This is a genomic window from Vagococcus fluvialis bH819 (assembly GCF_900163795.1).
GTDB lineage: Bacteria > Bacillota > Bacilli > Lactobacillales > Vagococcaceae > Vagococcus > Vagococcus fluvialis_A.
In genome coordinates this window covers 102,303-126,950 of the sequence record NZ_FWFD01000008.1, presented here as the reverse complement: position 1 = coordinate 126,950, position 24,648 = coordinate 102,303, and the positions used below count along the sequence as shown (strand labels likewise).

At 32.3% G+C, this 24,648-nt stretch carries 20 protein-coding genes; 18 read left to right on the top strand and 2 right to left on the bottom strand.

The features are described 5' to 3' along the window. Positions 1-234 precede the first annotated feature (234 nt). From ileS to FM121_RS04620, 5 genes are all read left to right on the top strand, one after another. Complete coding sequence (ileS, locus tag FM121_RS04640) at positions 235-3,021, top strand: isoleucine--tRNA ligase (protein ID WP_086950992.1); 2,787 nt, start codon at positions 235-237, stop codon at positions 3,019-3,021. A 144-nt stretch (positions 3,022-3,165) separates the two neighbouring features. Beyond that, positions 3,166-4,344, top strand: coding sequence for a betaine/proline/choline family ABC transporter ATP-binding protein (locus FM121_RS04635; RefSeq protein WP_086950991.1), 1,179 nt, complete (start codon positions 3,166-3,168; stop codon positions 4,342-4,344). Then, positions 4,344-4,979, top strand: coding sequence for an ABC transporter permease (locus tag FM121_RS04630; RefSeq protein ID WP_086950990.1), 636 nt, complete (start codon positions 4,344-4,346; stop codon positions 4,977-4,979). The genes FM121_RS04635 and FM121_RS04630 overlap by 1 nt, the downstream gene beginning before the upstream one ends. After that, on the top strand, positions 4,979-5,911 hold the full coding sequence (locus FM121_RS04625) for an osmoprotectant ABC transporter substrate-binding protein (protein WP_086950989.1): 933 nt from the start codon (positions 4,979-4,981) through the stop codon (positions 5,909-5,911). Before FM121_RS04630 ends, FM121_RS04625 begins: the two co-directional genes overlap by 1 nt. Beyond that, a complete protein-coding gene (locus FM121_RS04620) occupies positions 5,911-6,579 on the top strand; it encodes an ABC transporter permease (protein WP_086950988.1) in 669 nt (222 codons plus the stop codon). The genes FM121_RS04625 and FM121_RS04620 overlap by 1 nt, the downstream gene beginning before the upstream one ends. A gap of 77 nt (positions 6,580-6,656) precedes the next feature. Here FM121_RS04620 and zwf read toward each other — a convergent pair whose 3' ends face one another. After that, positions 6,657-8,174, bottom strand: coding sequence for a glucose-6-phosphate dehydrogenase (zwf, locus tag FM121_RS04615; RefSeq protein ID WP_086950987.1), 1,518 nt, complete (start codon positions 8,172-8,174; stop codon positions 6,657-6,659). 178 nt (positions 8,175-8,352) lie between these two features. Here zwf and FM121_RS04610 point away from each other — a divergent pair, with 178 nt between their 5' ends. Together FM121_RS04610 and FM121_RS04605 are read left to right on the top strand one after the other, a co-directional pair. Continuing rightward, positions 8,353-9,087, top strand: a complete 735-nt coding sequence (locus FM121_RS04610) for an acyl-[acyl-carrier-protein] thioesterase (RefSeq protein ID WP_086950986.1) — start codon at positions 8,353-8,355, stop codon at positions 9,085-9,087. 95 nt (positions 9,088-9,182) lie between these two features. Then, entirely contained in the window at positions 9,183-10,400 is a 1,218-nt protein-coding gene (locus tag FM121_RS04605) for a pyridoxal phosphate-dependent aminotransferase (RefSeq protein WP_086950985.1), read from the top strand. A gap of 35 nt (positions 10,401-10,435) precedes the next feature. On the opposite strand, the gene FM121_RS04600 is transcribed toward FM121_RS04605, so the two are convergent. Continuing rightward, entirely contained in the window at positions 10,436-10,612 is a 177-nt protein-coding gene (locus tag FM121_RS04600) for a DUF2187 domain-containing protein (protein ID WP_086950984.1), read from the bottom strand. 245 nt (positions 10,613-10,857) lie between these two features. Here FM121_RS04600 and nagA point away from each other — a divergent pair, with 245 nt between their 5' ends. From nagA to FM121_RS04540, 11 genes are all read left to right on the top strand, one after another. Continuing rightward, the gene (nagA, locus tag FM121_RS04595; RefSeq protein WP_086950983.1) at positions 10,858-12,009 is read left to right on the top strand and encodes an N-acetylglucosamine-6-phosphate deacetylase; all 1,152 of its coding nucleotides are present in this window, start codon (positions 10,858-10,860) and stop codon (positions 12,007-12,009) included. A gap of 64 nt (positions 12,010-12,073) precedes the next feature. Next, a complete protein-coding gene (locus FM121_RS04590; protein WP_086950982.1) occupies positions 12,074-13,165 on the top strand; it encodes a M24 family metallopeptidase in 1,092 nt (363 codons plus the stop codon). A 515-nt stretch (positions 13,166-13,680) separates the two neighbouring features. After that, positions 13,681-14,469 carry a WxL domain-containing protein gene (locus tag FM121_RS04585; RefSeq protein ID WP_086950981.1) on the top strand — a complete coding sequence of 263 codons (789 nt, stop codon included), beginning with the start codon at positions 13,681-13,683 and terminating at the stop codon, positions 14,467-14,469. Positions 14,470-14,488: 19 nt separating this feature from the next. Beyond that, a complete protein-coding gene (locus FM121_RS04580) occupies positions 14,489-15,352 on the top strand; it encodes a WxL domain-containing protein (RefSeq protein WP_086950980.1) in 864 nt (287 codons plus the stop codon). A gap of 127 nt (positions 15,353-15,479) precedes the next feature. Then, positions 15,480-16,625: a DUF916 and DUF3324 domain-containing protein gene (locus FM121_RS04575; protein WP_086950979.1), complete on the top strand. Its 1,146-nt coding sequence runs from the start codon at positions 15,480-15,482 to the stop codon at positions 16,623-16,625. Next, the gene (locus tag FM121_RS04570) at positions 16,625-17,233 is read left to right on the top strand and encodes a hypothetical protein (RefSeq protein WP_086950978.1); all 609 of its coding nucleotides are present in this window, start codon (positions 16,625-16,627) and stop codon (positions 17,231-17,233) included. Before FM121_RS04575 ends, FM121_RS04570 begins: the two co-directional genes overlap by 1 nt. A gap of 128 nt (positions 17,234-17,361) precedes the next feature. Further along, the gene (locus FM121_RS04565) at positions 17,362-17,982 is read left to right on the top strand and encodes a hypothetical protein (RefSeq protein ID WP_086950977.1); all 621 of its coding nucleotides are present in this window, start codon (positions 17,362-17,364) and stop codon (positions 17,980-17,982) included. A 34-nt stretch (positions 17,983-18,016) separates the two neighbouring features. After that, the gene (locus FM121_RS04560; RefSeq protein ID WP_086950976.1) at positions 18,017-19,102 is read left to right on the top strand and encodes a DUF916 and DUF3324 domain-containing protein; all 1,086 of its coding nucleotides are present in this window, start codon (positions 18,017-18,019) and stop codon (positions 19,100-19,102) included. 256 nt (positions 19,103-19,358) lie between these two features. Further along, on the top strand, positions 19,359-19,694 hold the full coding sequence (locus FM121_RS04550) for a hypothetical protein (RefSeq protein ID WP_086950974.1): 336 nt from the start codon (positions 19,359-19,361) through the stop codon (positions 19,692-19,694). A 110-nt stretch (positions 19,695-19,804) separates the two neighbouring features. After that, positions 19,805-20,518, top strand: coding sequence for a hypothetical protein (locus tag FM121_RS04545; protein ID WP_086950973.1), 714 nt, complete (start codon positions 19,805-19,807; stop codon positions 20,516-20,518). Between the two features lie 359 nt (positions 20,519-20,877). After that, complete coding sequence (locus FM121_RS04540; RefSeq protein WP_086950972.1) at positions 20,878-24,648, top strand: hypothetical protein; 3,771 nt, start codon at positions 20,878-20,880, stop codon at positions 24,646-24,648.

Genomic DNA, 24,648 nt, shown 5'->3' with positions numbered 1-24,648 from the left:
TCTTTTAAGTGAGTCAGGAGTAGTGAAAACCTGATAAGACTCTGATACAGAAAAGATCCTTCATTTAATGTATTGTTGAAATTTAATTAAGCAATACCGGTTAAAGACCGTTATCATGAGAGAGTAATATTTGATTTATTTCAAATATAAACATGGGTGGTAACACGAAGACTTCGTCCCTTTATAGGGAGGGGTCTTTTTTTATATATTTTTTAAAAGGAAAGGAATTTGTATATGAAAACAAAAGAAACGCTACATTTAGGTAAAACAGGTTTCCCAATGAGAGGAAATTTACCAAACAGAGAAGTTGAATGGCAAAAAAATTGGGAAGAACAAAAAATTTATGAACGTCGTCAAGAATTGAATCAAGGGAAACCGACTTTTATTTTACATGATGGCCCTCCTTATGCTAATGGTAATATCCATTTAGGCCATTCTTTAAATAAAATTAGTAAAGATATTATTGTTCGCTCGAAATCAATGTCTGGTTTTAGATCTCCTTATGTTCCAGGATTTGATACACATGGTTTACCAATTGAACAAGTTTTAACTAATAAAGGGATTAAACGTAAAGAAATGACTCGCGCAGAATACCTTAAAAAATGTGAAGAGTACGCCTTAACTCAAGTAGACAAACAACGTGATGACTTTAAACGTCTGGGAGTTGCTGGTGAGTGGGATAATCCTTATATTACTTTAACAAAAGATTACGAAGCTGCACAAATTAGAGTTTTTGGTAAAATGGCTGAAAAAGGTTACATTTATAAAGGATTAAAGCCTATCTACTGGTCACCATCAAGTGAATCATCACTTGCTGAAGCGGAGATTGAGTACAAAGATGTTAAATCTGCTTCTATCTATGTAGCGTTTAAAGTAAAAGATGGTCAAGGCAAACTAACAGATGATGTGAATTTTGTTATTTGGACAACAACACCTTGGACATTACCGGCTAACTTAGCTATTACTGTAAACAAAGATTTTGCTTACGTAATTGTTTCTGTTGAAGGAAAAAAATATATGGTTGCTAAAGAATTGCTAGAAACAGTTTCTAATGCTATTGGTTGGAATAATCCTGAAATTATTGAAGAATTAAAGGGTGAAGCGCTAGAAGGAATGACAGCTCAACATCCATTCTATGATCGTGAATCATTATTAATTTTAGGTGATCATGTTACCCTTGAGGCTGGTACTGGTTTAGTTCATACAGCACCAGGGCATGGGGATGATGACTACATTGTTGGCCGTAAATATGGTTTAGATGTTTTATCACCTGTGGATAACAGAGGATGTTTCACGTCTGAAGCTCCTGGTTTTGAAGGAATTTTCTATGATAAAGCGAACCCAATGATTACTGAATTGTTAGAAGAAAAAGAAGCTCTACTTAAATTAGACTTCTTTACACATAGTTATCCACATGACTGGAGAACTAAGAAACCAGTTATCTTTAGAGCAACGGCACAATGGTTTGCATCAATTGATAAATTTAGAGATAACATTTTATCAGAAGTTGAAAAAGTAGATTGGATTATTCCATGGGGTAAAACGCGTCTTTATAACATGGTTCGTGACCGTGGCGATTGGGTTATTTCTCGTCAACGTGCATGGGGTGTACCATTACCAATTTTCTATGCTGAAAATGAAGAGCCAATTATTACACCAGAAATTATTGAACATGTAGCTAATTTATTCGCTGAACATGGTTCAAGAGTTTGGTATGAACGTGAAGCTAAAGAGTTATTACCAGAAGGATTTACTCATCCGGGAAGTCCAAATGGAGAATTTACAAAAGAAACAGATATCATGGATGTTTGGTTTGATTCTGGTTCATCACATGAGGCTGTTTTACGTGGTCGTGATAATTTATCATTCCCAGCTGATCTTTATTTAGAAGGCTCTGACCAATACCGTGGTTGGTTTAACTCTAGTATTACAACTAGTGTGGCTATTAATGGTGTTTCACCCTATAAAGCCGTTATCTCACAAGGTTTTACTTTAGATCCTCAAGGTCGTAAGCAAAGTAAATCATTAGGTAATACGATTGAACCAAGTAAAGTTACGAATCAATTAGGTGCAGATATTTTACGTCTATGGGTTTCTAGTGTGGATTATGAGTCAGATGTAAAAGCGGACATGAATACATTGAATTCAATTGCGGAAGTGTATCGTAAAATCCGTAACACAATGCGTTTTTTACTTGCTAATACATCAGATTTTGATGCAAAAGTAAATGCTGTGGCATATGACGATTTACGTTCTGTGGATAAATACATGATGATTCGCTTGAATCAAGAAATTCAAACAATCAGAGAAAAAGGTTATGACAGTTATTCATTCTCAACGGTGTACAAGAGATTAGTTAATTTCTGTAACAATGAATTATCAGCCTTCTACTTAGATTTTGCCAAAGATGTTGTTTATATTGAAGCTGAAAATAATCACGAACGTCGTGCTATGCAAACTGTTTTCTATGAAGTGTTAGTGGCATTAACAAAATTAATGACGCCAATTTTACCTCATACAGCTGAAGAAATCTGGGAGTATTTACAAGAGGAAGAAGAGTTTGTTCAATTAGCTGAACTTCCTGGATTTACAGTTTATCCAGATCAAGAAGAAATTTTAGATTTATGGAATAATTTTATGGATGTTCGAAATAATGTTTTAAAAGCTCTAGAAGAAGCACGTACTGAAAAATTAATTGGTAAATCATTTGAAGCGAAAGTAACCATCTATCCAAGTGAACCAATTAAAGTGTTATTAGAAGCTTTAAATACAAACTTAGAACAAGTATTAATCGTTTCAGGTTTTGAAGTGGCTTCTGTTAATGCTGAAGTACCTGAAAATGCGATTAAATTTGATAATATGTCAGTTTTAGTTGAACATGCAACAGGAGAAACTTGTCAACGTTGTCGTGCTATTAAAGAAGATGTAGGTAGTCATGAAAAATTAGAAAACCTTTGTCATCGTTGTGCGACAATTGTTGAAGAAAATTTCCCGGAAGCATTAGTTGAAGGATTAGAATAAGAAAATAGAGAAACCTAAGGACATGAGCGTAGTCCTTAGGTTTTTTTGAATTGTGGTGGAAGGGGTATCATTTGCATTCAGTATTTTTTTCGTGCATCATTGATAGTGTACTTACTTAATTTTAATAGAAAAGGGGATGTTAAAATGATTGAATTTCAAAATGTTACTAAGGTATATAAAGGTAATAAAAAAGCAGTATCAGATGTTTCACTATCCTTTGAAGATAGCGAATTCATCTGTTTTATAGGAACAAGTGGAAGTGGAAAAACAACTGCAATGCGGATGATTAATCGCATGATTGAACCAACATCTGGGAAAATTTTAATTGATGGGAAAAGCATACAACAAATTAACCCTGTAGAGTTAAGACGTAGTGTAGGGTATGTTATTCAAAATATCGGTTTACTACCACATATGACAATTAGAGATAATATCACTCTTGTTCCCAAACTACTTAAATGGTCAGAGCAAGAAAGAGCGAAGATTGCTGAGGAAATGATTCGTTTGGTAGAGTTACCTGTTGAGATGTTAGATCGTTATCCTCATGAACTTTCAGGAGGTCAACAACAAAGAATTGGTGTTGTTCGAGCATTGGCAGCAGATCAAAATATTATTTTAATGGATGAACCTTTTGGGGCACTGGATCCAATTACGCGTGATGCGCTACAAGATTTTGTAAAAGAGTTACAAGAAAAAATGGGTAAAACAATTGTTTTTGTTACTCATGATATGGATGAGGCACTGAAATTAGCCACTAAAATAGTCATTATGAGTCATGGAGAAGTGGTTCAATGTGATACGCCAGAAAATATTTTGAGAAACCCAGCGAATGACTTTGTGCGTGAATTAATTGGAGAAGAACGATTGATTCATACTCAACAAGATTACATTACTGTTGGAGAAGTGGTGACGCAGAAAGCTGTTTCTATTACACCAGAAAAATCTTTATCTGAAGCTATCAGATTAATGCGTGAAAAACGTGTTGATACGCTACTTGTTGTTGATAATCGTCATGTTTTAAAAGGCTTTATTGATGTAGAAACAATTAATGATCAACGTGGGAAATCAACTATTGTTGGAGATGTTATTAATCCAGATGTATTTTTCATTCGAAAAAAAGCATTATTACGAGATGCCATTCAAAAAATTCTAAAACGTGGTTTAAAATATGTACCTGTTGTTGATGAAAATAAACATCTAGTAGGAATTATTACGCGTTCTTCTTTAGTTGATATGGTTTATGAAACAATATGGGGAGAAGATGATGGTGTTTCTGGATTAGAGCAAGCAACTTCGCCTGATAGTGAACAGGAGGGGTTATAATGGAACACTTTTTACAAGTATATGGTAATGATTTAGTGGTAAAAACAGGAGAGCATCTGTATATCTCTTTTGTTGCTTTGTTTTTTGGTATTATTGTTGCCGTTCCTTTAGGCATAGCCTTGACAAGAACTAAAAAAATAGCATATTTTGTTATTGGTTTAGCTAGTTTACTTCAAACAATCCCTTCTTTAGCATTATTAACAATGTTCATTCCTTTATTCGGTGTTGGAAAAAAGACGGCAATAGTCGCACTTTTCATTTATTCCTTACTTCCTATTTTAAGAAATACTTACTTGGGTGTTAAAAATGTAGACGCCAATTTGGTAGATGCTGCAAGAGGCATGGGAATGACAAATTTTGAGTTAATCCGTCATGTTGAGTTTCCTTTAGCTTTACCAACAATTATGAGTGGTATTCGTTTAGGTACAGTTTATGTGATAGCTTGGGCCACGCTAGCTTCTTATATTGGCGGTGGTGGTTTAGGTGATATGATTTTTGGGGGATTAAATTTATATAAACCAGAACTAATTATAGGTGGAACAATCCCGGTCATCATTTTAGCGTTATTAAGTGATTTTTTATTAGGTCTATTAGAAAAGAAACTATCTCCCGTTAAGAAAGGAGAGAGTATTTAATGAAAAAAAAATCTATTTTTGGATTAATAATTATTTCAAGTGCTATATTTTGGTTGGGTGGCTGTAGTTTTCCTGGTTTAGGCGGGGCCAATCGAAGTGAAGAAACGATTGCAATAGGTTCAATGGCGACAAGTGAAAATCAAATATTAGCTAATCTAACGAAACAAATGATTGAACATTATACGGATGAGAAAGTAGTAATGATTAATAATTTAGGTACGAGTACTGTTGCTCATAATGCAATGGTTAATGAAGATATTAATATTTCTGCGGGACGTTATACTGGAACAGATCTTAGTGGAACACTAAATTTAGAACCAGAAAAAGATCCTAAAAAAGCTTTCGAAATTGTCTCAAAAGAATTTAAATCACGTTATCAACAAGAGTGGTTACCTTCTTATGGCTTTGCCAATACATATGCATTTATGGTCTCTAAAAAAACAGCTGAAAAATATAAATTAGAGAAAATTAGTGATTTAAAAAATGTGGCTGGAGAGTTAACTGCTGGCGTCGATACGTCATGGATCAATCGAGATGGCGATGGGTATAAAGCATTTTCTGACACCTATGATGTTAGTTTTAAAAAAGTTTATCCGATGCAAATAGGTCTTGTTTATGATGCAGTTGCGGCTGAAAAAATGGATGTTGTGCTAGGTTATTCAACTGATGGACGAATATCAAGCTATGATTTAGTTATTTTAGAAGATGATCTAAAATTTTTTCCGCCATACGATGCTAGTATTGTTATGAGTGAAACATTAATAAAAAATAAACCAGAATTAAAACCCATATTAGAAAAATTATCTGGAAAAATTGATACAGAAACAATGCAGCAGCTGAATTATGAAGCAGATAACAATCTGTTAGAACCTGAAAACGTTGCACGTCAATTTTTAAGGGATAACAACTTCTTTGAAGGAGATGATAACTAATGGAAAATATGAATGTTCTTGAGCAATTTATTTACTATCTGCAACAAAATGGCGGCTATGTTTTAACTCAGTTTATTCGGCATTTCTTAATCTCAATTTATGGTGTTATTTTCTCAGCAATTGTAGGAATTCCAGTAGGTATCTTAATCTCTAGACGTAAAAAAATGGCTGGATGGGTAATTGGAATGGCAAATGTGATTCAAACAATTCCCTCCCTTGCTATGGTATCTATCTTAATGTTAGGGCTAGGATTAGGAGTTAATACAGTAATAGTCACTGTATTTCTATATTCGTTGCTCCCGATTATTTCAAATACTTATACAGGGATGAGACAAGTTGATGAAAATATTTTAGATGCTGGAAAAGGGATGGGAATGACTAAATTTCAAAGGTTATATATGATTGAATTACCATTATCAATTTCAGTTATTATGGCCGGAATCAGAAATGCTTTAGTTGTTGCAATAGGAATTACAGCAATTGGATCTTTCGTTGGTGCCGGTGGATTAGGAGATATTATCATTAGAGGAACTAATGCAACTGATGGAACAGCGATTATTTTAGTAGGAGCGTTACCAACAGCTTTAATGGCGATTGTCGCGGATTGGTTGCTTGGTCTAGTAGAGAGACGACTAGATCCTAGTTTAAAAGTAGGAAATAAAACTTAAATAAAGAGACTGTGGCATAAAGAGTATTTTAAACTTTATGCCACAGTCTTTATTTTTTTATGAAAAGGAAGATGATATTAATCCTTTAGTTGCCCTTTATTTTTATACCAAGTATCAGGCTCCCAAACCCATTTATGGCCCTCTTTTTCTAACAAATCAAAGGCACATTTTGGTCCCATAGAACCAGCTGGATAGTTAGGAATTTGCTCAGTTTCCTTATCCCATGTATGGCGAATGATATCAACTATCTTCCAAGAGGTTGCTACTTCATCCCAATGGGTAAAGTTTGTTGCGTCTCCCTTAAGACAATCTAGTATCAGTTTTTCATATGCTTCTGGACTATTGTCTAAGTTTTCTTGTGAATGGCGATAATCTAATTTTACTGGATCTATATTAAAGCCGTCACCAATTTCCTTACCATTCAATGTTAAGGAAAAACCTTCTGTTGGTTGAATATAAATCGTAAGGATATTTTCTGGTAAATTAGTATTAGTATCGTTTTCTTCTCTAAAGACATTAATGGGTGTCGATTTAAAGACAATATTAATACGAGTTCCTTTTTCTGTTAGTCGCTTTCCAGTTCGAACGTAAAAAGGAACGCCAGCCCATCTAAAGTTATCAATCATGAATTTTGCAGCAACAAAGGTTTCAGTTTGAGAATTTTCTTCCACGCCAGGTTCATCTCTGTAACTGGAAAATGAGTGATCACCTAATGAGCCTTGTCCATATTGACCACGAACGACAGACTCTTTGACAGCTTGCTCATCGTAGATTCTTACAGATTTTAATGCGTTAATTTTTTCTGTTCGAATTGCTTCTTCTGAAAAAATAGTAGGTGGTTCCATAGCAAGTAGGGAAACAACTTGTAAGATGTGATTTTGAACCATATCTTTTAAAGCGCCACTTTGATCATAATAACCGCCACGTTCTTCTACGCCAAGACTTTCAGCTAAGGTAATTTGGACACTTTCAATATACTTGTGATTCCAAAGTGATTCGAAAATATTATTTCCAAAACGAACAGCAGAAATATTTTGAACCATTTCTTTACCTAAATAATGATCAATCCGGAAAATTTGTTCTTCTTTAAAGGCAGCTCCGATTTCATGATTAAGTTGTTCAGCTGTTTGGTAATCTGTTCCAAAAGGTTTTTCAATAATTAAACGACTAAAACCTGTTTCAGTCATGATCTGTTCTGATTTAATATGCTTAGAAATGGTACCAAAGAATCTAGGTGCCATAGCAAGATAGAATAAACGATTACCATCTAATTGATACTCTTCATCTAAACGGTTGGCTAATGTACCCAACACTTGATATTCTTCTGTGTCATTCACATTATGTGATTGATAGTAGAAGTGAGAAGTGAAATCATTTATTTCTTGTTTCGTTGGATGTAATGTTTCGATGGACTCTGCTACGATTTCTCTAAAATAATCATCTGACCACTCGCGACGAGCTGTTCCGATGACTGCAAAATGTTTATTAATATTTCCTTTACGGAACAATCTAAATAAAGAGGGATAGAGTTTTCTTTTAGCTAAATCCCCAGTGCCGCCAAATATAATAAATAACGCTTTGTTATCTTGTGACATAGCATAGCCTACTTTCTAATCATAATATTCATTCTATATTTTACTTGTATTGCGTAGACAAAGCAATCATAACGGTTAGAAGAAGTGAAGTTTGTGCAAAGTAAATTGATAGCATGAAGGAGAATAATTTTGGTATGATAGTATCATAAATAAAATATTGAAAAAAGAGGTAACCATTGTGGCAAAAAAATACACTGAGAAATATACAATACCATCTTACGAATGCGATCGGAGTGACTATCTTAAAATCCCAACGTTAGTCAAAATTTTAATCAAAATATCGGGTAGTCAAAGCGAAGAGTTGGGCGTAAGTGATGCTTATGTTCATTCATTTGGTTTAGGTTGGATTATTCTACAGCATGATATAAAGATAATTAGACTGCCTAAATCAGGAGAAACAGTTGCTTTGACAACAGAAGCTACTAGTTATAATAAGTTTTTTTGCTATCGAAAATTTTGGATTCATGATGAAGAGGGCAATGAATGTGTCTTGATGGAAACAACATTTGCTATGATGGACTTAAAGGCTCGTAAAATGGGAAGTGTTCTTGATGAAATAGTCGCCCCTTTTGAGTCTGAAAAAATCAAACGAATTAAACGTGGTGAAAAAATACTACCTGTTGAAGAAGTGAAAGCTAAGAAAGACTATCTTGTTAGATACTATGATATCGATGATAATCAACATGTTAACAATGCTGTTTATTTAGATTGGATGCTAGATGTCGTAGATATCGATTGGATGAGTGATTATATTCCGGTGGCTATTTCGATTAAATTCAATAAAGAAATTAGATATGGTGAAATAGTAGATAGTAGCTATCAACAAGGTGAAACAGAACTTAGTCTCCATCAAGTGTTAGTAAATGAAGCTGTTTGTGCAGAAGCTAATATCCGATGGCAACCTAAAGATTAATAAATTTTAGTAATATTATTAAAAAAAAGTTGCAATATGATGAGAGTAAGGGTATTTTATAAAAAGAAGTAGGGCTCACTTGGGGAGGATAAGGGATGAAATATTATAATAAATCGTCAAAATTGGATCATGTTAGCTATGATGTTCGTGGACCTGTATTAGAAGAAGCTGACAGAATGGTAAAACGTGGTATTGATATAATTAAATTAAATACAGGCAATCCAGCAGCGTTTGATTTTAAAGCACCTAATGAAGTGATTGATGATTTGATTACTAATGCAAGGCTGTCAGAAGGATATTCTGATTCTAAGGGTATTTTCTCAGCTAGAAAAGCGATTCAACAATATTGCCAACTAAAGGGATTTCCCAATGTTTCCATAGATGATATTTATACTGGAAACGGTGTAAGTGAATTAATTACGATGTCTATGCAGGGATTGATTGATAACGGAGATGAAGTACTGGTACCAATGCCGGATTATCCATTGTGGACAGCAGCAGTTACTTTATCAGGTGGACATGCTGTTCATTACATGTGCGATGAGCAGGCAGAGTGGTACCCGGATATTGCCGACATTAAAAGTAAGATTACTACTCGGACGAAAGCCATCGTATTAATTAACCCTAATAATCCTACTGGCGCTCTTTATCCGAAGGAGTTATTAATAGAAATTGTCAAAGTAGCCAGAGAACACCAATTAATAATTTATTCAGATGAGATTTATGATCGTCTTGTCATGGATGGGTTAGAACATGTTTCTATAGCAACATTGGCTCCTGATTTATGTGTCGTGACATTTAACGGTTTATCAAAATCACATCGTGTGGCGGGTTTTAGATGTGGCTGGATGGTTATCAGTGGGGAGAAAAAATATGTTCAAGGGTATATTGAAGGCTTAAATATGTTAGCGTCAATGCGACTATGTTCTAACGTTTTATCTCAGCAAATTATTCAAACGGCTCTTGGTGGCTTTCAAAGTGTGGATGATTTACTTTTGCCAGGAGGTCGGATTTATGAGCAAAGGGAATTTATAACAAAAGCTTTAAACGATATACCGGGAATAACAGCAGTGAAACCTAAAGCAGCATTTTATATTTTTCCTAAGATAGATACAAAAAAATTTAATATCTTAGATGATGAAAAATTTGTCTTGGATTTTTTACATGAAAAACATGTTTTATTAGTTCATGGTAAAGGCTTTAATATGCCAACACCAGATCATTTTAGAATTGTTTATTTGCCAAAAGTAGATGAGTTGAAAATGACCACAGATGCATTAGGTAATTTTTTACATAACTACAAACAAAAATAAAACAGCAAGCTGTTCTCAGCTTGCTGTTTTATTTATTAAACTAATATCTGGCAAATCTTTTTACTGACAACTAAACGGCTTAAATATTTTTCTTTTAATTCTGTTGTCGGGTTAACAACAGCAATTAGAACTGAGTTTTCGTATTCTTTTTCAATAATTCCTTCAAATTGGCTACCTTGCCAATCGAAGTTTACTTTACTATTAATTTCCAAAGGACAGCGCTCCCATCTTTAATGATGTATTTAAATAATAATGAATGCAACGAATGAATGGCATTATTATACCATATTAATTGTATAATAAAAGTGATTTAAACAAAAAAAAACCAAAAATATCGTATAATGTTCGATATCCAGTTATGAAATTATATTCACAAATCGTTGTATAGACCAATCCTTGACGAAAAAAGGATTTAGTGATAATTTTAAGGTAATAAATATAGAAAGAAGTTTTGTCGATGAAAAAAGTAATTTACGCAGATAAATTTTTCTTAACAAGTGGAATAGAAGGCCCAGGTTATTTAGATATTACAGAGGGACATTTTGGAAAAATTACAAAAGAGAAACCGGAAAATACAACTGAATTAATCGATTATACAGGAAAATGGATTGCACCTGGTTTGGTGGATACTCATATACATGGTTTTAAAAATAATGATGTGATGGACGCTAATGCTGAGGGTATCAAACAAATGTCCGAAGACTTATTATCTTGTGGTGTCACTTCATTTCTACCAACGACCCTAACTTCAAGTCGTGAGCAATTAACACTAGTTGCTAAAACAATTGGAGACGTACATAAGGATGTGAAAGGTGCGAAAATTCAAGGAATTTACTTTGAAGGTCCATTCTTTACGGAAGAATACAAAGGGGCACAAAATCCAGGTTATTTTTCTGATCCAGATATTAATATATTCAATAAATGGCAAGAAGTTTCTGGTGGAATTATCAAAAAAATAGCTTTGGCACCAGAACGTGAGGGTGTGTCTGAATTTGTTAAAGAAGTGACAGATAGTGGTGTGGTTGTCGCTCTTGGGCATAGTAATGGAACTCTGGCAGAGGCTTCAGAAGCAGTAGAATGCGGAGCAAGTGTTTTTGTACATGCCTTTAATGGAATGCGTGGTTTAAATCACCGTGAGCCTGGTATGGTAGGTGCTGCACTGAACTTAAAACATGTCTTCTCTGAATTGATTTGTGATGGGCATCATGTTCATCCAGATGCAGCTAATATCTTGATGGAGAAAGCAGGCCATGATCATGTCGCTTTAATTACTGATTGTATGATGGCTGGTGGGATGCCAGATGGGGATTATATGTTAGGAGAATTTCCTGTAACGGTTAAACAGGGAACAGCTCGCATGAAAGAAGGTAACTTAGCTGGAAGCATCTTGCGATTAAAAGAAGCGATTAAAAATGTGGTTGAATGGGGTATCGCCACACCAGAAGAAGCGATCATGATGGCGACGTTTGTTCCTGCTGTTAGCTGTAAAATGGAAGATGTCTGTGGTAGTATTACTCGCGGACGTGCTGCTGATTTTATTGTTTTATCAAATTCTTTAGATTTAGAAGCGACATACCTAGACGGTGTGTGCCGCTATCAAGTACAATAAGGGTATAGAAAAGAGACACTAAGAATTTTTCTTGGTGTCTCTTTTAATAAAAGGAGGTCAAAAAATGTTTGAAGAAAGATTAGAAAACGTACTAAAAGAGATGAAAATTAGACAAATGCCCCAATTAGTTATCTCAGATCCTATGACTATTTTTTACTTAACAGGAACGATGATTGAAGCAGGTGAAAGATTAGCTGCTTTAATATTGAAGGAAGATAAGAAACATGTCGCTATTATTAATCAATTATTCCCGATTCAAGAAGCAGAAATTGGTATGCCAATCATCAAAGTAGATGATACGGATGAAGGCAAAGGAATGGCTATCTTAGCAGAGCAGTTAAATCAAGAACAGTTAATTGCTGTAGATAAACAATGGTCAGCTGAGTTTTTATTATCATTAATGAAGAAAGTGAATAAAGAAGTGAGTCAATTTGTATTAAGTTCTGATATTACAGACGATGTCAGAGCCATCAAATCAGAAGACGAAAAACAAAAAATGCGTGATGTTTCGATAGATAATGATACAGCTGTAGGAAGACTAGCTGATTTAGTACCTGAAAAATTAACAGAATTAGCAATGACCGAAAAATTAATTGATATTTATAAAGAGTTAGGTAACTCTGGCGTTTCATTTGATCCGATAGTTGCTTATGGAGCTAATGGTGCAGACCCTCATCATATGAATGATGATAGTCTAGTAAAAGTAGGAGATAGTATTATTATTGACATCGGTGGTGTAAAAAATGGGTACTGTTCAGATATGACACGTACTTTCTTCTATAAAGAAGTCTCTGAAAAAAACAGAGATGTCTATGAAACGGTTTTAGAAGCAAATAAACGTGCCATAGCCAAGGTAAAACCAGGTGTGACGTTTGCAGAAATTGATGCAGCCGCTCGTGATTATATTACAGAAAAAGGATATGGTGAATACTTTACTCATCGTACAGGTCATTTTATCGGGATGGAGTGTCATGAGGCGGGTGACGTTTCAGGTGCTAATCACAAAGAGGTTAAAGTTGGTAATATCTTCTCAATTGAACCAGGTATTTATATCCCAGGTGAAGTTGGGGTCAGAATCGAAGATCTAGTGATCGCAACGGAAGATGGTTGTGAGAATTTGAATCATTATCCTAAGGAATTGAGGGTGTTGGGGTAAAAAATCTATATTAATAATAAAAAAGTAGCGAAATCATAAAAGATTCGCTATTTTTTGTTGTATCTTTATATGTTTAAAAAATTAACAAATAATATAAAATTTTGATTTGTTGAAATCATAATTATTTTATAGTTTTTTGTGATATTTAAATTTTAACTAGAATAAAAGTTGATTACTTAAAAATGAATGTTTTTTTTAATAAAGTAAATTAATTTAATTACTGTAAGGCGAGTACTTATTAAGTGATAGTAATATAGAAAAATAAAAGAAACGTTATTTATAAAAAATCTATCAAAAAAATGGGGATTTATAATCATAAAAGAACATATAAAAAATATAAGTAAATAATTCTTTTCTGATAATTTATATGGTAATATAGTGATGTGTAGTTTGTTTTTTTGAAATTGTACGAAAGGAGGAGTTTAAAAACAATAATAGATGATTTCTGTTTACTAATAGGAATTAACATACTATTATTAACGATTTTTATTTATTTAAAGGAGAGGTGAATATTAATGAAATTAACTAAATTATCATTGATTTGTTCAGTTACTGCGCTAACAATACTTAGTGTAGGGACAACGTCTGTTCATGCTGCAACAACTAAAAGTAAGGTTAACTTTACTGAAGGAACAGGACCAGAAGGAGATGCATTAACTTTAATTAAACCAGGTACTAAAGATAAGTTTATTACAATGGATAGTGAATCTGGAAGTAAAAGTAACGGAGGAATAAGATTTTCTTTTATCCCATCTTTAGATTTTGGAACAGCTAAGATTTCTGTTACTGATCAGAATTATTTTGCAAAACCTGTTAGCTATACTACTAAAGATGATGCGACAAAGAAATATATTGCTCCTTTTGTTCAGGTTATTAATGAGAGTGGTACTAATAAGAAATATAAAGTAACAGTTTCTGCATCGTTGTTCAAAAGCGCAACGAGTAATCATGAGTTACTTAACAGTAAAATTAAATTATCAAATATGAGCGCTAGAAACAATTCATTAGATAGTGATGATGGTAATGTGGACGCTGTAGAACAAGGTTTAATCTCTATTCCCGAAGGAGCAGCTTTGGAGATACCAACTTCAGGTGGACCAGTCGAAGTGTTTTCAAGTGCCGATGGCGATAAAACATTAGGAAATGCATCATCTGTAGTATTTGAAAAAGATTATGCTCCAAATAAGGCGATTGCCTCTACTTCAGAAATGAAGTCAGTTGTATTAACTGTACCAGCTTCGGATACGCCTAAGAAAGAAGCTTATAGTTCAACAATTACATGGAATCTAGAGAACACTAACTAGTAAAAGGAGAGAGACTAAATTGAAAAAAAATCATGCGATTTTAGCTTTAGGCTTATGTTTGATTTCTGCTACATTGGTAGGAACAAAAACATTTGCTGCAAGTGGTGAAACAAATGGGAAAGTTGAATTTGAAAAACCTAAAGATCCAAATATTAATGGCCCGTTTAACATTATAAAACCAGGCACATATAATCAATGGATAACAATACCTAAAAGTGAAGGATCAATAACTGTAGATGGGGAATTTGGCTTTTCATTTGTACCGAATTTAAACTTTGGAAAAGTTCGTATATCTACAAAAGACGAGCGACATAATTTAAATCAACCTATAAAATATCAAGACTATACAGAGGGTAAAGATTTTGATGCAGAGGATGGACGTAAAATAAAATATCTGCCACCATTCTTACAAGTAATCAATTTAAGAGGCACAAAAGAAGCGTATCAAGTTTCAGTAACTGCTTCAAAATTTGCTTCAGCTGAAGCTGGTGTGGGTGAGTTAACTAATACAAGGATAGAATTAAAAGATTTTTCATTAAGAAATAATCTTTTAGATAAAACAACAGAATCTGATGCCAATTCTATATTTAATACTCCGGTAGGTGAAGTGGACAATCAAGGATATGTTTCGCTAATACCTGATCAAAAAGTTTCATTAATGAATACTAAAGAAGGAAAAGGTAGTGATTCAGACGGATCGTCATCTTCTTTAGTTTTTGCAGAAAATTATAAAAATGATAAGGCTTATGATCAATTCTTTAATACAGATAGTGAAGCGAGTGCATATGAATCGATTAGATTATTTGTACCTAGTTCAGATATGCCACAACCTAAAAAAGAATACAGCGCTACACTTAAATGGGAATTAGGGAACGTACAGTAATAAAAAAATTACTAAAATATTAAAATGAAATACAAAAAGTTTATTATGTATAAAGAGATATTGGTAGGTCAATATCTTTTTATGCTTTAAATTAGAAATTAAAAAAACTTAAGGTGAAAAATAAAAAATGAAAAAAATAAATAAGACAGCTAAATTTATGCTGGTTCTTCTGTTTCTTTTAACTTTTAATATAAGGCAAGTTAATGCTGAAGAAACCTTAGCGATTTCGGCTAATGCCATATTGCCGGATAACCAACATAATAAAAATGTCACTTATTTCGATTTGCGCATGAAACCAAATCAGACACAAGAGTTAGAATATGAATTAAGCAATACAACTGATAAAGATCAAAAAGTTAAAATCGAACTAAATAACGCTACAACAAATGATGTAGGTGTTATTAACTACTCCGTACCGACAAATGACTATAAGCAAGATGATAGTCTGAAAATAGGATTAACAGATATAGCAGAAGCGCCTAAGGAAGTTACAGTTAAAGCAAAGACAAAAGAGATAGTAAAAATAAAATTAAGTATGCCTTCAACAAAATTTGACGGAATAATATCAGGAGCTGTTAAAATCTCATCAATAGAACCTGAAAAAGAAAAAAAAGAGAAATCATCAGGAATGAGTATAAAAAATGAAATAATTTATACTACTAGCATTGTTCTGAGTGAAACAGATAAGGACATGTATGCTGAATTGCAGTTGAAAAAAGTTTTCGCAAGTCAAACCGGTGGACGTAATGTTGTTAAAGCTAATATTCAAAATAAACAACCTCAAATATTAAATGACATAACATATAGCGCAGAAGTATTTAAAAAAGATGGAAAAGAACCATTACATCGAGGCCATGCTGAAAAATATCGAATGGCTCCTAATTCAAATTTTAACTTTAATATTAGTTGGGAAAGCCAACCTTTTAAATCTGGCGATTATAGAATACATATGACAGCAGAATCTAAAGAAACAGGTCAAAAATGGGAATGGGATAAAGAATTTGAGATTACGACAGTGGAAGCGAAGAAATTAAACGAGAAAGCAATTGATTTAGATAAAAATAATACAATATTTATTATTATAATTGGTTCTGTAATTATTATTGTAATCGTACTTGCTTATATCATTTTAAGAAAAATAAAGAAAAATAAAGAAGAAAAAAGACGAAGAGAATTGAAGAAAAAGAAAAAAAATAGAAAAAAACAAAATGGAAGTAAAAAAGTGAAACACAATAAGAAACATAAAAAAGATATAAAACAGGAGAAAATGTAATGGATGAATGCGAAAATCTATTATCTGAAGAGGAAGAACTTGAACTAGCGGAACTACAAAAAAAGCATAATGGAAAAAAATATATTGAATTTGGTCTTGTCTTTATTATACTACTCAGCGTTGTTATTCTTTCTTGGGGAATCATAAACTATGCTCCTTTTAATTATAAAATCGAGGGAGTTTGGACAGAAGCCGAATCAAGCACTTACAAAATTGAAAATAATAATGAAAAAACACGATTCGAGATAAGAAAAATACAAAATAACCCTAATTTAACGTTGGTATTTGAAGGCGTTTTGCGTCCTGTTGGGGTTAATCGTTACAAAACAAAAAATGTACAGCCTAGTTTGGAAGTTAATAAAAAAGGTGTTTCTAATGAAATGATTGAAGAGTTAAAAAAAATTAAATTTTATCAATTGAAAAGTGACGATTCTGAAAAGATGGTCCTTAATTATACAGAAGAAGCAAAAAAAGAAGCTTTTCCAAATAATCAATTAGAAAAAATGTTTTACTATGAATTAGTACCTAGTAATAAAAAAAATGGGGAAAGTCAATTAAAACTTAGAAATAAAACGTTCGCTAAAGAAACGATATTGTTTAATAAATAAATAATTAAGTGTTTTTTAGACTTCAATAAGTTTTTGTGTTGGAAATGAAAGACCTAACATTGAATAAAAAGATAAAAAGTAATATAATGGAAAAGAAAAAATAAAAAAAGGTGTGTTTGATTGAAATCATGAAAAATGACAAGATTAAGTTTACGAAAAAATATATTATAATTTCTTTAACTCTTTTAGTACTGTGGTGTGCATATATGTTTTATTTTTATAATTATTACTCAGATGCAATGGATATGATCACGGTAGGAGCAAAAAAAGATATTCAGTTACTAGAATTATTCTATTATCGAGGGACTCAGACAGTAATTACATTAGTAAGTTACTTTTTCTTAGTTTCTATACATATGCTGGCAGTACAATATTTAAGAATACAGGTGTTTTTTGAAGAGCATCTATCTAATTTTTTAAAAATTAGTATAATATTTTTGGCAGTAATGTTAATATTAAGTTTAGTAAATAGCTTTTGGATGCTGTTTATTGTTCTAATATTAATTTCCTTTACATTAAATTTTATAATATATACAATCAGTAAAACAAGATATAGCTATATCAATGGGGATGTAGTGTTTGAGAAAAAAGGTATAAAAGATAAAGAAACCGCAGAAGTATTATTGAACAAATACGAAAATACAAAAGCTGCCTATTTTGCTAAAAAAGAATTGGTACTTGTCGGTAATATTCTTTTAGAATCTGATAAAACGTATAGAATAGAATTAGTTGTTGAGGAAAAAGCTTAATTAAAATGTATGGATTAAGGAGATTATTGTTGATATGAAAATGAAAAAAATAGGAATGAGCTTTGTCTTATTAGTAATAAGTTTATCATGCGCTATGACCGTTAGTGCAGCAGACCCTAAGAAAGATACTGAAATGGGATTAGGATTTTCAGTAGAACCGGTACTAAATAGTAAGCAGATTGATCCTAAAATCAGCATGTTCTATTTAAAAACAGAACCAGGGCAAGAACAGACTATCGAAACAGTTGTCAGATCAACTGGAGATGAGGAAGTGAGTATAAGTGTTAAATATCAAAACGCGTATACATCAGCTAATACATCAATAAATTATGCTTATCCAGAAAAGGTACCAAAGGAAGAAACATTAAAAAATCCTCTAAGCGAATTAATATCAACTGAAACGCCATCAATTAAATTGGCTAAAGGCGAAGAAAAAAAGGTTGTTTTTAAAATAAAGGCACCAGAAAAACCATATGAAGGTGTTAAGTTAGGGGCAATAGAATTTCTTCTTGACGGAGCAAAGAAAGATGGTCCAATGGCGAGTCGCGCAGGATATAACGTGGGTGTGATTCTAGCTAATAATGGAGACCCGTTTAATACAGGAGAGAAAATAAAGTTGACGAAAGTCAAACCAACAATAATTAATGGGCAAAGAACGATAGTAGCAAATTTACAAAATCCAGATCCATATACGATTGAAAATATGAAAATAAATGCTGTTATCACAGAGAAAAAAACAGGGAAAAAAATAAAAGAAAAAGAGATTCAAGGTGGTTCAATGGCCCCAAATAGTAATTTTGATTTTGGGATGGATTTTGGGTTAGCCCAGATTCCATCTGGTGAATTTAATTATAAAATGACTATTAAAAATGATCAGCACGAATGGAAATTCGATGAAAACTTCACAATTTCAGGGAAAATGGCTGATGATATTAATGAAAAAAGTGATTATAAAATTGTAACACCAATGTGGATAAAAATAACAGCAGTAATACAAGCTGTAGTTTTATTGGTAATCACTGTTTACTTAATTACTAGACGAAAAAAAATGGAGAAAATGCTCAAAAATAAGAAAAAATCAAGGAAAAATAAAAAAAGCAAATCAAAAAGGGGAGCTTAAACGTGGCTAGTTATTTATGGATTTTTATTTTATCGACGATAGCAATAATTTCATTGCTTATCTTTTTGATAAGTTTTTCAAAAGATCATTTTTTAATTAAAAAGTTAAAATTAAAAAAATTAAATTATATTTTTAATTTTTTACTTTTAATTATCTCGTTGTCAGATATAGGGTTAATTATCTATTTGTTCTCATTACTAAAACAACAAATAGAAGTTTTTACATAAGAAGTTTTATATAAAAAGGAGGATGTTTTATGAGGAAAAGAGTTATAACTGTTGTCTTATTGATGTTTGGTTTGTTGTGTACTAATACGTTTTCTTATGCTCAAGACCAACAAAATAATCCTAAAAAAGAAGGTGATACAGAGGTAAACGTTCATTTCTCGAAAGATGATATAAAAAAAGATAAAATTAAGCCTTCTGTGTATAAGCCAGAAGTCAAACCAACTGTGAGTGAACTATTACCTAGAACAAATGAAATGTTACAGACGTTGTTATTTTTATTGATAGGTATCGCTTTAATAGTTCTTATTTTTGGACTATTAATGTTTAAAAAGATTTATAATAAGAAAGTATATGCGTTTTTTTAAACGAAACTATTGTTTTGTTTCCGTTATACTGATATAATTAACCATAAGTTGATCAGTATATTGAATAATGGTTAACTAAAAAAAAGAGAAAAGAATGGAGAGATTTTATAATGAAAAAATCTATGTTTGGTTTAGCATTGGTAGCAGCAACTGTTTTAGTAGCAACAGTTTCTACTACTCAAGTAGATGCAGCAAAAGAAGCAAATACAACAGTAGGAATTGGTTTTAATGAATACGGTACTGGTACTGGCCCTTGGACAAATAGCTTAAACATTGCTTATTATCCAAAAGCATTCAATTTTGGTGAAGCAAATGATTTAGGTTCTCAATTTAAAACTGATCCAGCTAAGAAAAATGTTATGGCTGTATTTGATGATCGTTTAGAAGACAAAGTAGGCGGTTGGGTTCTTACTGCTGATTTAAGTGAAATGACTGATGGAGCTGCAGCAGATGCTAAAAGCCTAAATGGTTCTTTAGATTTATCTGTTGGTAAACTTCAAGAAATGAAACCAGCAGACAAATTAACTGGTAAAGATTGGGTTATGCCTTCACCAGATGACGCAGCTGCAATTATTGACTTTGGAGCAGAAAAAGCTGACAAATATATCAGTTTTGCAACAGATGATACATTAAAATTACCAATCGGTGGTGGCGCTCAAAAAGTTATGGCAGTTAAAAATGTAGCTGCTGGTGAAACTGCAGTACGTGGTGGAGCAATTCAAAGAGTTAACTATGCTACATTAAATATCACTAATGCAGAAGAAAATACACAATATAATGGTAACATTAAATGGGTATTAGCTGATACTTACACTGGTCAATAATTTTTTATAATAAGTAAATAAAAAAAGAGAGTACTTTAAAGTACTCTTTTTTTATTAAAAAAAGAGTCAATTTGAATAGAGAGGTAACATGGAATGGTATTTTTGTTCAAATTAAATAATATTAGTTTAAATTATATATAAGAATGAAAACAATAGTTCTTATCATCTATAGAAAACTTCTTTATTTACTTAATATGCAAATGTTTTGACAAAATTGTTTATAATATTGAAACTTAAATATCAAAATGCTATAATTAGTACTATATAGTATAAAATTTTTAGTTTTATGACTTATAAATGTCTGTTAAATATTTGATTTTTAATGAAAATTGAGAAAAATGATTTGGAGGAAGTCTGAGATGAATCTATTGAGATTACAAAAAAAGAATGTCACTTTTATCGCTTCTACATTACTCATTATAATAGGAATGAGTACATTAATACCCAGTATATCTGAAGCTAATGATGGGCCGTACTATCCTGAAAGAATAGATACGCTAAAAGCATCTGGATATGAACCAGCAAAAGAGAATTCTGTGGCAACTTTGGAAAAAACAGTTACTAAGGGAGTAACCGCAGATTATAAGCAAATAGTCTCTTTTGGACCTTTTAATTCAGGTAATATGAAACCTTTTGTTGCTTCTGGTGTTTTAGGTGATGGTAGTAATGCCAATACCGGTAGCTTTGCTATAAATGTTTTTAGTGAATATAAAGCTGGAAAATATGAGTCTTACAATGATGGAGGATATTTATGGAATTCTAAAACATCAGGATTTAGTCTTTATAAGAAAGGAAACACTTCAACTTCTGATGAATTATATTTAAGACCCGAAAAAACAACTTTTTTTACTAAAAAAAATGAAACAACGACAGAACTAAAATTATTAAGTGTCACCACAAGTAATGCTAAAAATCAGACTGAAATGTATGTCATTGAGTCAACGATTATAAGTCAAAATGATAGTCCTGAACTTGAAGTATTGAATGAAGTAACTAATGTTTCAGGGGCTCCGCAAGATATGATGATCATGTATACTACTCAACTTAATTTTGGAGATGTGATTAATCCGGCTAATACTGGTGCTGGACAAGTTGATAGTTTAATCCAGAGTGTTGGTGATAATAAAGGGTTGTCGTATAAAAACGGTGATAGAAGCTTAACAAAAGATATTAGAACAACATTTAACTTTCCAGAAACAGATGGTCCGGAAAGTTGGACAATAACGAATAATAAAAATGTTAACAGCTATACAGGTTTTGACCGAACTAATGCTAACCGATTTAACGGTTCAGGCTTAGAGAAAGGTTATACTAAAGCAGAAATTGCTAGCCAACCGCCACTTACTTCTAATGTAGAAGGATCTCCTTACGTACCAGGACATATATTAGGAGATAAAAGTAAAAATGTTGTTAAATTTAAATCTAAACTTAATAATGCAGTTCCTATGAATGGTAAAATTAATTTTAACTGGAAGATGGTTGTAGGAGAACAAGAAATAGTAGATGATGACTATCTACCGGAGCGTTATGAAAAGATTAATGAGCAATCAAAAATATCTTTAGATGATTATGAAAAAATTAATAAAATGGCTCCTGTAGAAATTAAAACAAATAGAATTAATGATTATACTGATGTAAGAAATTTCTTTGTAGTGGGTGGTCATGATACTACCAAGGATACATTGAATAAAATAATAGACAATACTTATACTGGTGGACAATACACATCTATTAATGCAGACTACAAATTTAAAAAAGTGTCTTTTGCTAATCCAAGAGTAATTACATATGATAAAGAAAAACCAACTGGGGCTTTGACTAGTTATTCCCACTCATATGATACAGTGGAAAGTGATGGAGATTCACAAGCTTTCGGTGGTTCAGGATTTGGTTTTGTTACTGTTGATGATGCAAATAAAATAATAAACCCTTCACCACTTAATGAGTGGAATATGTATGATAAAGAAAAGCTATCTAGTCGTCCGCTTTCTAAAATTGAAGAAGTCTATTTAAGTAATGATAAAAATACCATGATAATTTATGGTGACTATACAGTAAGAGAAGGTAGGAGTGGTTTAGGAATTAAGGTTCCAGTGGCGATAACATTGAAATCGACTGATGGGATTGGCTCTGGAACAATGAGTTATAAAATATTGAATTCATTTCCTGAACAGAAAACCTTTAGAAGTTACTATGCTTCTCATATTGATATTAATGGTTTGCATAAAGATTCTAAAATGAGAACGTTAGGAAATTCAGAGGGTATATATTTCTTTGAAAAAAATCTTAAAATTTTGAACAAAGACTACTATCTAGCTTTTTATCGTGCAGAAAATGAAACTGGTACAGGTCCAAATGCCATGTATGTTAAAGAATTTAAAAACGTAGATAATATAGCACCTGATTGGGATGTTCCTGGTAATTCAGCTAATGCTCCTATTTTTGACCCTTCGCAACCTAAAGGTGAGGAAATTTATTTAAGGGACTCTAACGGAAAAGTAATTCCAAATAGAACAAATAAGCATCCAGGATGGGGCTTCTTATTTCCTGGCGGAAAAGTAGGACCTGGTGAAGTAGTAACATCTGAATTAGAAGTAAAAGCAACTGACTTCATTCTACCGGATTACTCATCCGTTGAAATTAAACCAGAAGCAAATCAAAAAATCAGTAAAAAAGAAGATTTAGTCTATAAACCCAAATTTGTTCAAGAATTAGATGCCAATATGCCAAGTGAAGCTCATCGGGTAAAGACTTTGGATGTAGTATTTGATTATAAACCTTTGTTGGAAAATGTTAGTAGTGATGATTTCAAAGTTCTTCAAGATGATGTAGTACTTGATAATACGGGCAACAAAATTTATGATGTATTAATTAATGAGGCTAACAAGACTATTACAGTTAGATTTAAAGACCCTTTCTTGTTTAATAATAAATATAATCCAGCTGGAAATAAAGCTAAATCTCACATTACATTAGTACAAAATTCAAAAATAAGAACGGATTCTGAGGAAATTGTACAATATTACAATAAAACAGCAGGACAATTTGAATTTAAGATAGAGGCATTTAATAAATTTAAGTTAGATATTTTAGATTCAGATATTGTTCAAAAAAATAAATCAAAAGAGACTCAAATTATAAAATACATACCTAGAATTACGGCAGTACCTAAAACTGATATTACTGTAAATGCTGGAGATCCTGCTGGAGACCCTGCTAGATATCTTGATATCACTTATGATAAAGATTTTGATTTTGATGATTATGAAGTAACATATAAAGACGACGTTGTTCCTGTTTTTAAAGGTAATGGAACACAAGATATTTTCATAACAGTTAAAAGTAAGAAATTTGGTGAACAAGATAAGTTAACTAATATAAAGGTTACTGTAAAAGTAACAGAGGATGTAGAAATGAGTTTCATTCATTATGTTACAAGCCCGACTGGGAAAAATGAAAAAATTAGAAATTTAAAAGATCCAAGTTATCCAGAATATAAAAAAGACCCAGTTAAAATAAATGTATCTGCTAATTTCAAAACCGAATTAAAAAAATATCAAGATGAAAAACATTTAGGGTATGATTATATTAAAACTATTGTAAAAGTTGACGGGGCAGAAATTACTCCGACAGATAAAGTACCTACTAAAAACTTTATAGTGGAATTATACTATAAAGGCCAAGTAATACTTGAGCAACCTGATAGTTTTGATTTCGGCAGTCAAAAACTGAGTGCAGTAGAGCAGAAAGAAGTTAGTCCGAAAATTAAAAAGGATGATTCTGAAGCTGATGATAGAGAAAAAATGAAAATAATCAATACCCAAGGAGCAGAAAGTGGTTGGAAATTATTTGCAAAACAATCAATTGAAATGACAAATGCTGGAAATCCTCTAAAAGGTAGATTGTACTATATTTCAGAAGATGGACAGTCTCAAGTAACAATTGATAAAAATGAAAAACCAATTAAGATGATTACATCTAATAATAAAGCTCCGTTCATTAGTAATGTTCCTTTACTTCCAGGAAGTAAAGAACAAAAAATGGGAATTTACCTAGATATTTATCCAGGAAATACACGCGGAGAATATTCGAATGGTGAAATAACTTGGGAATTAAGAAATGCTTTATAG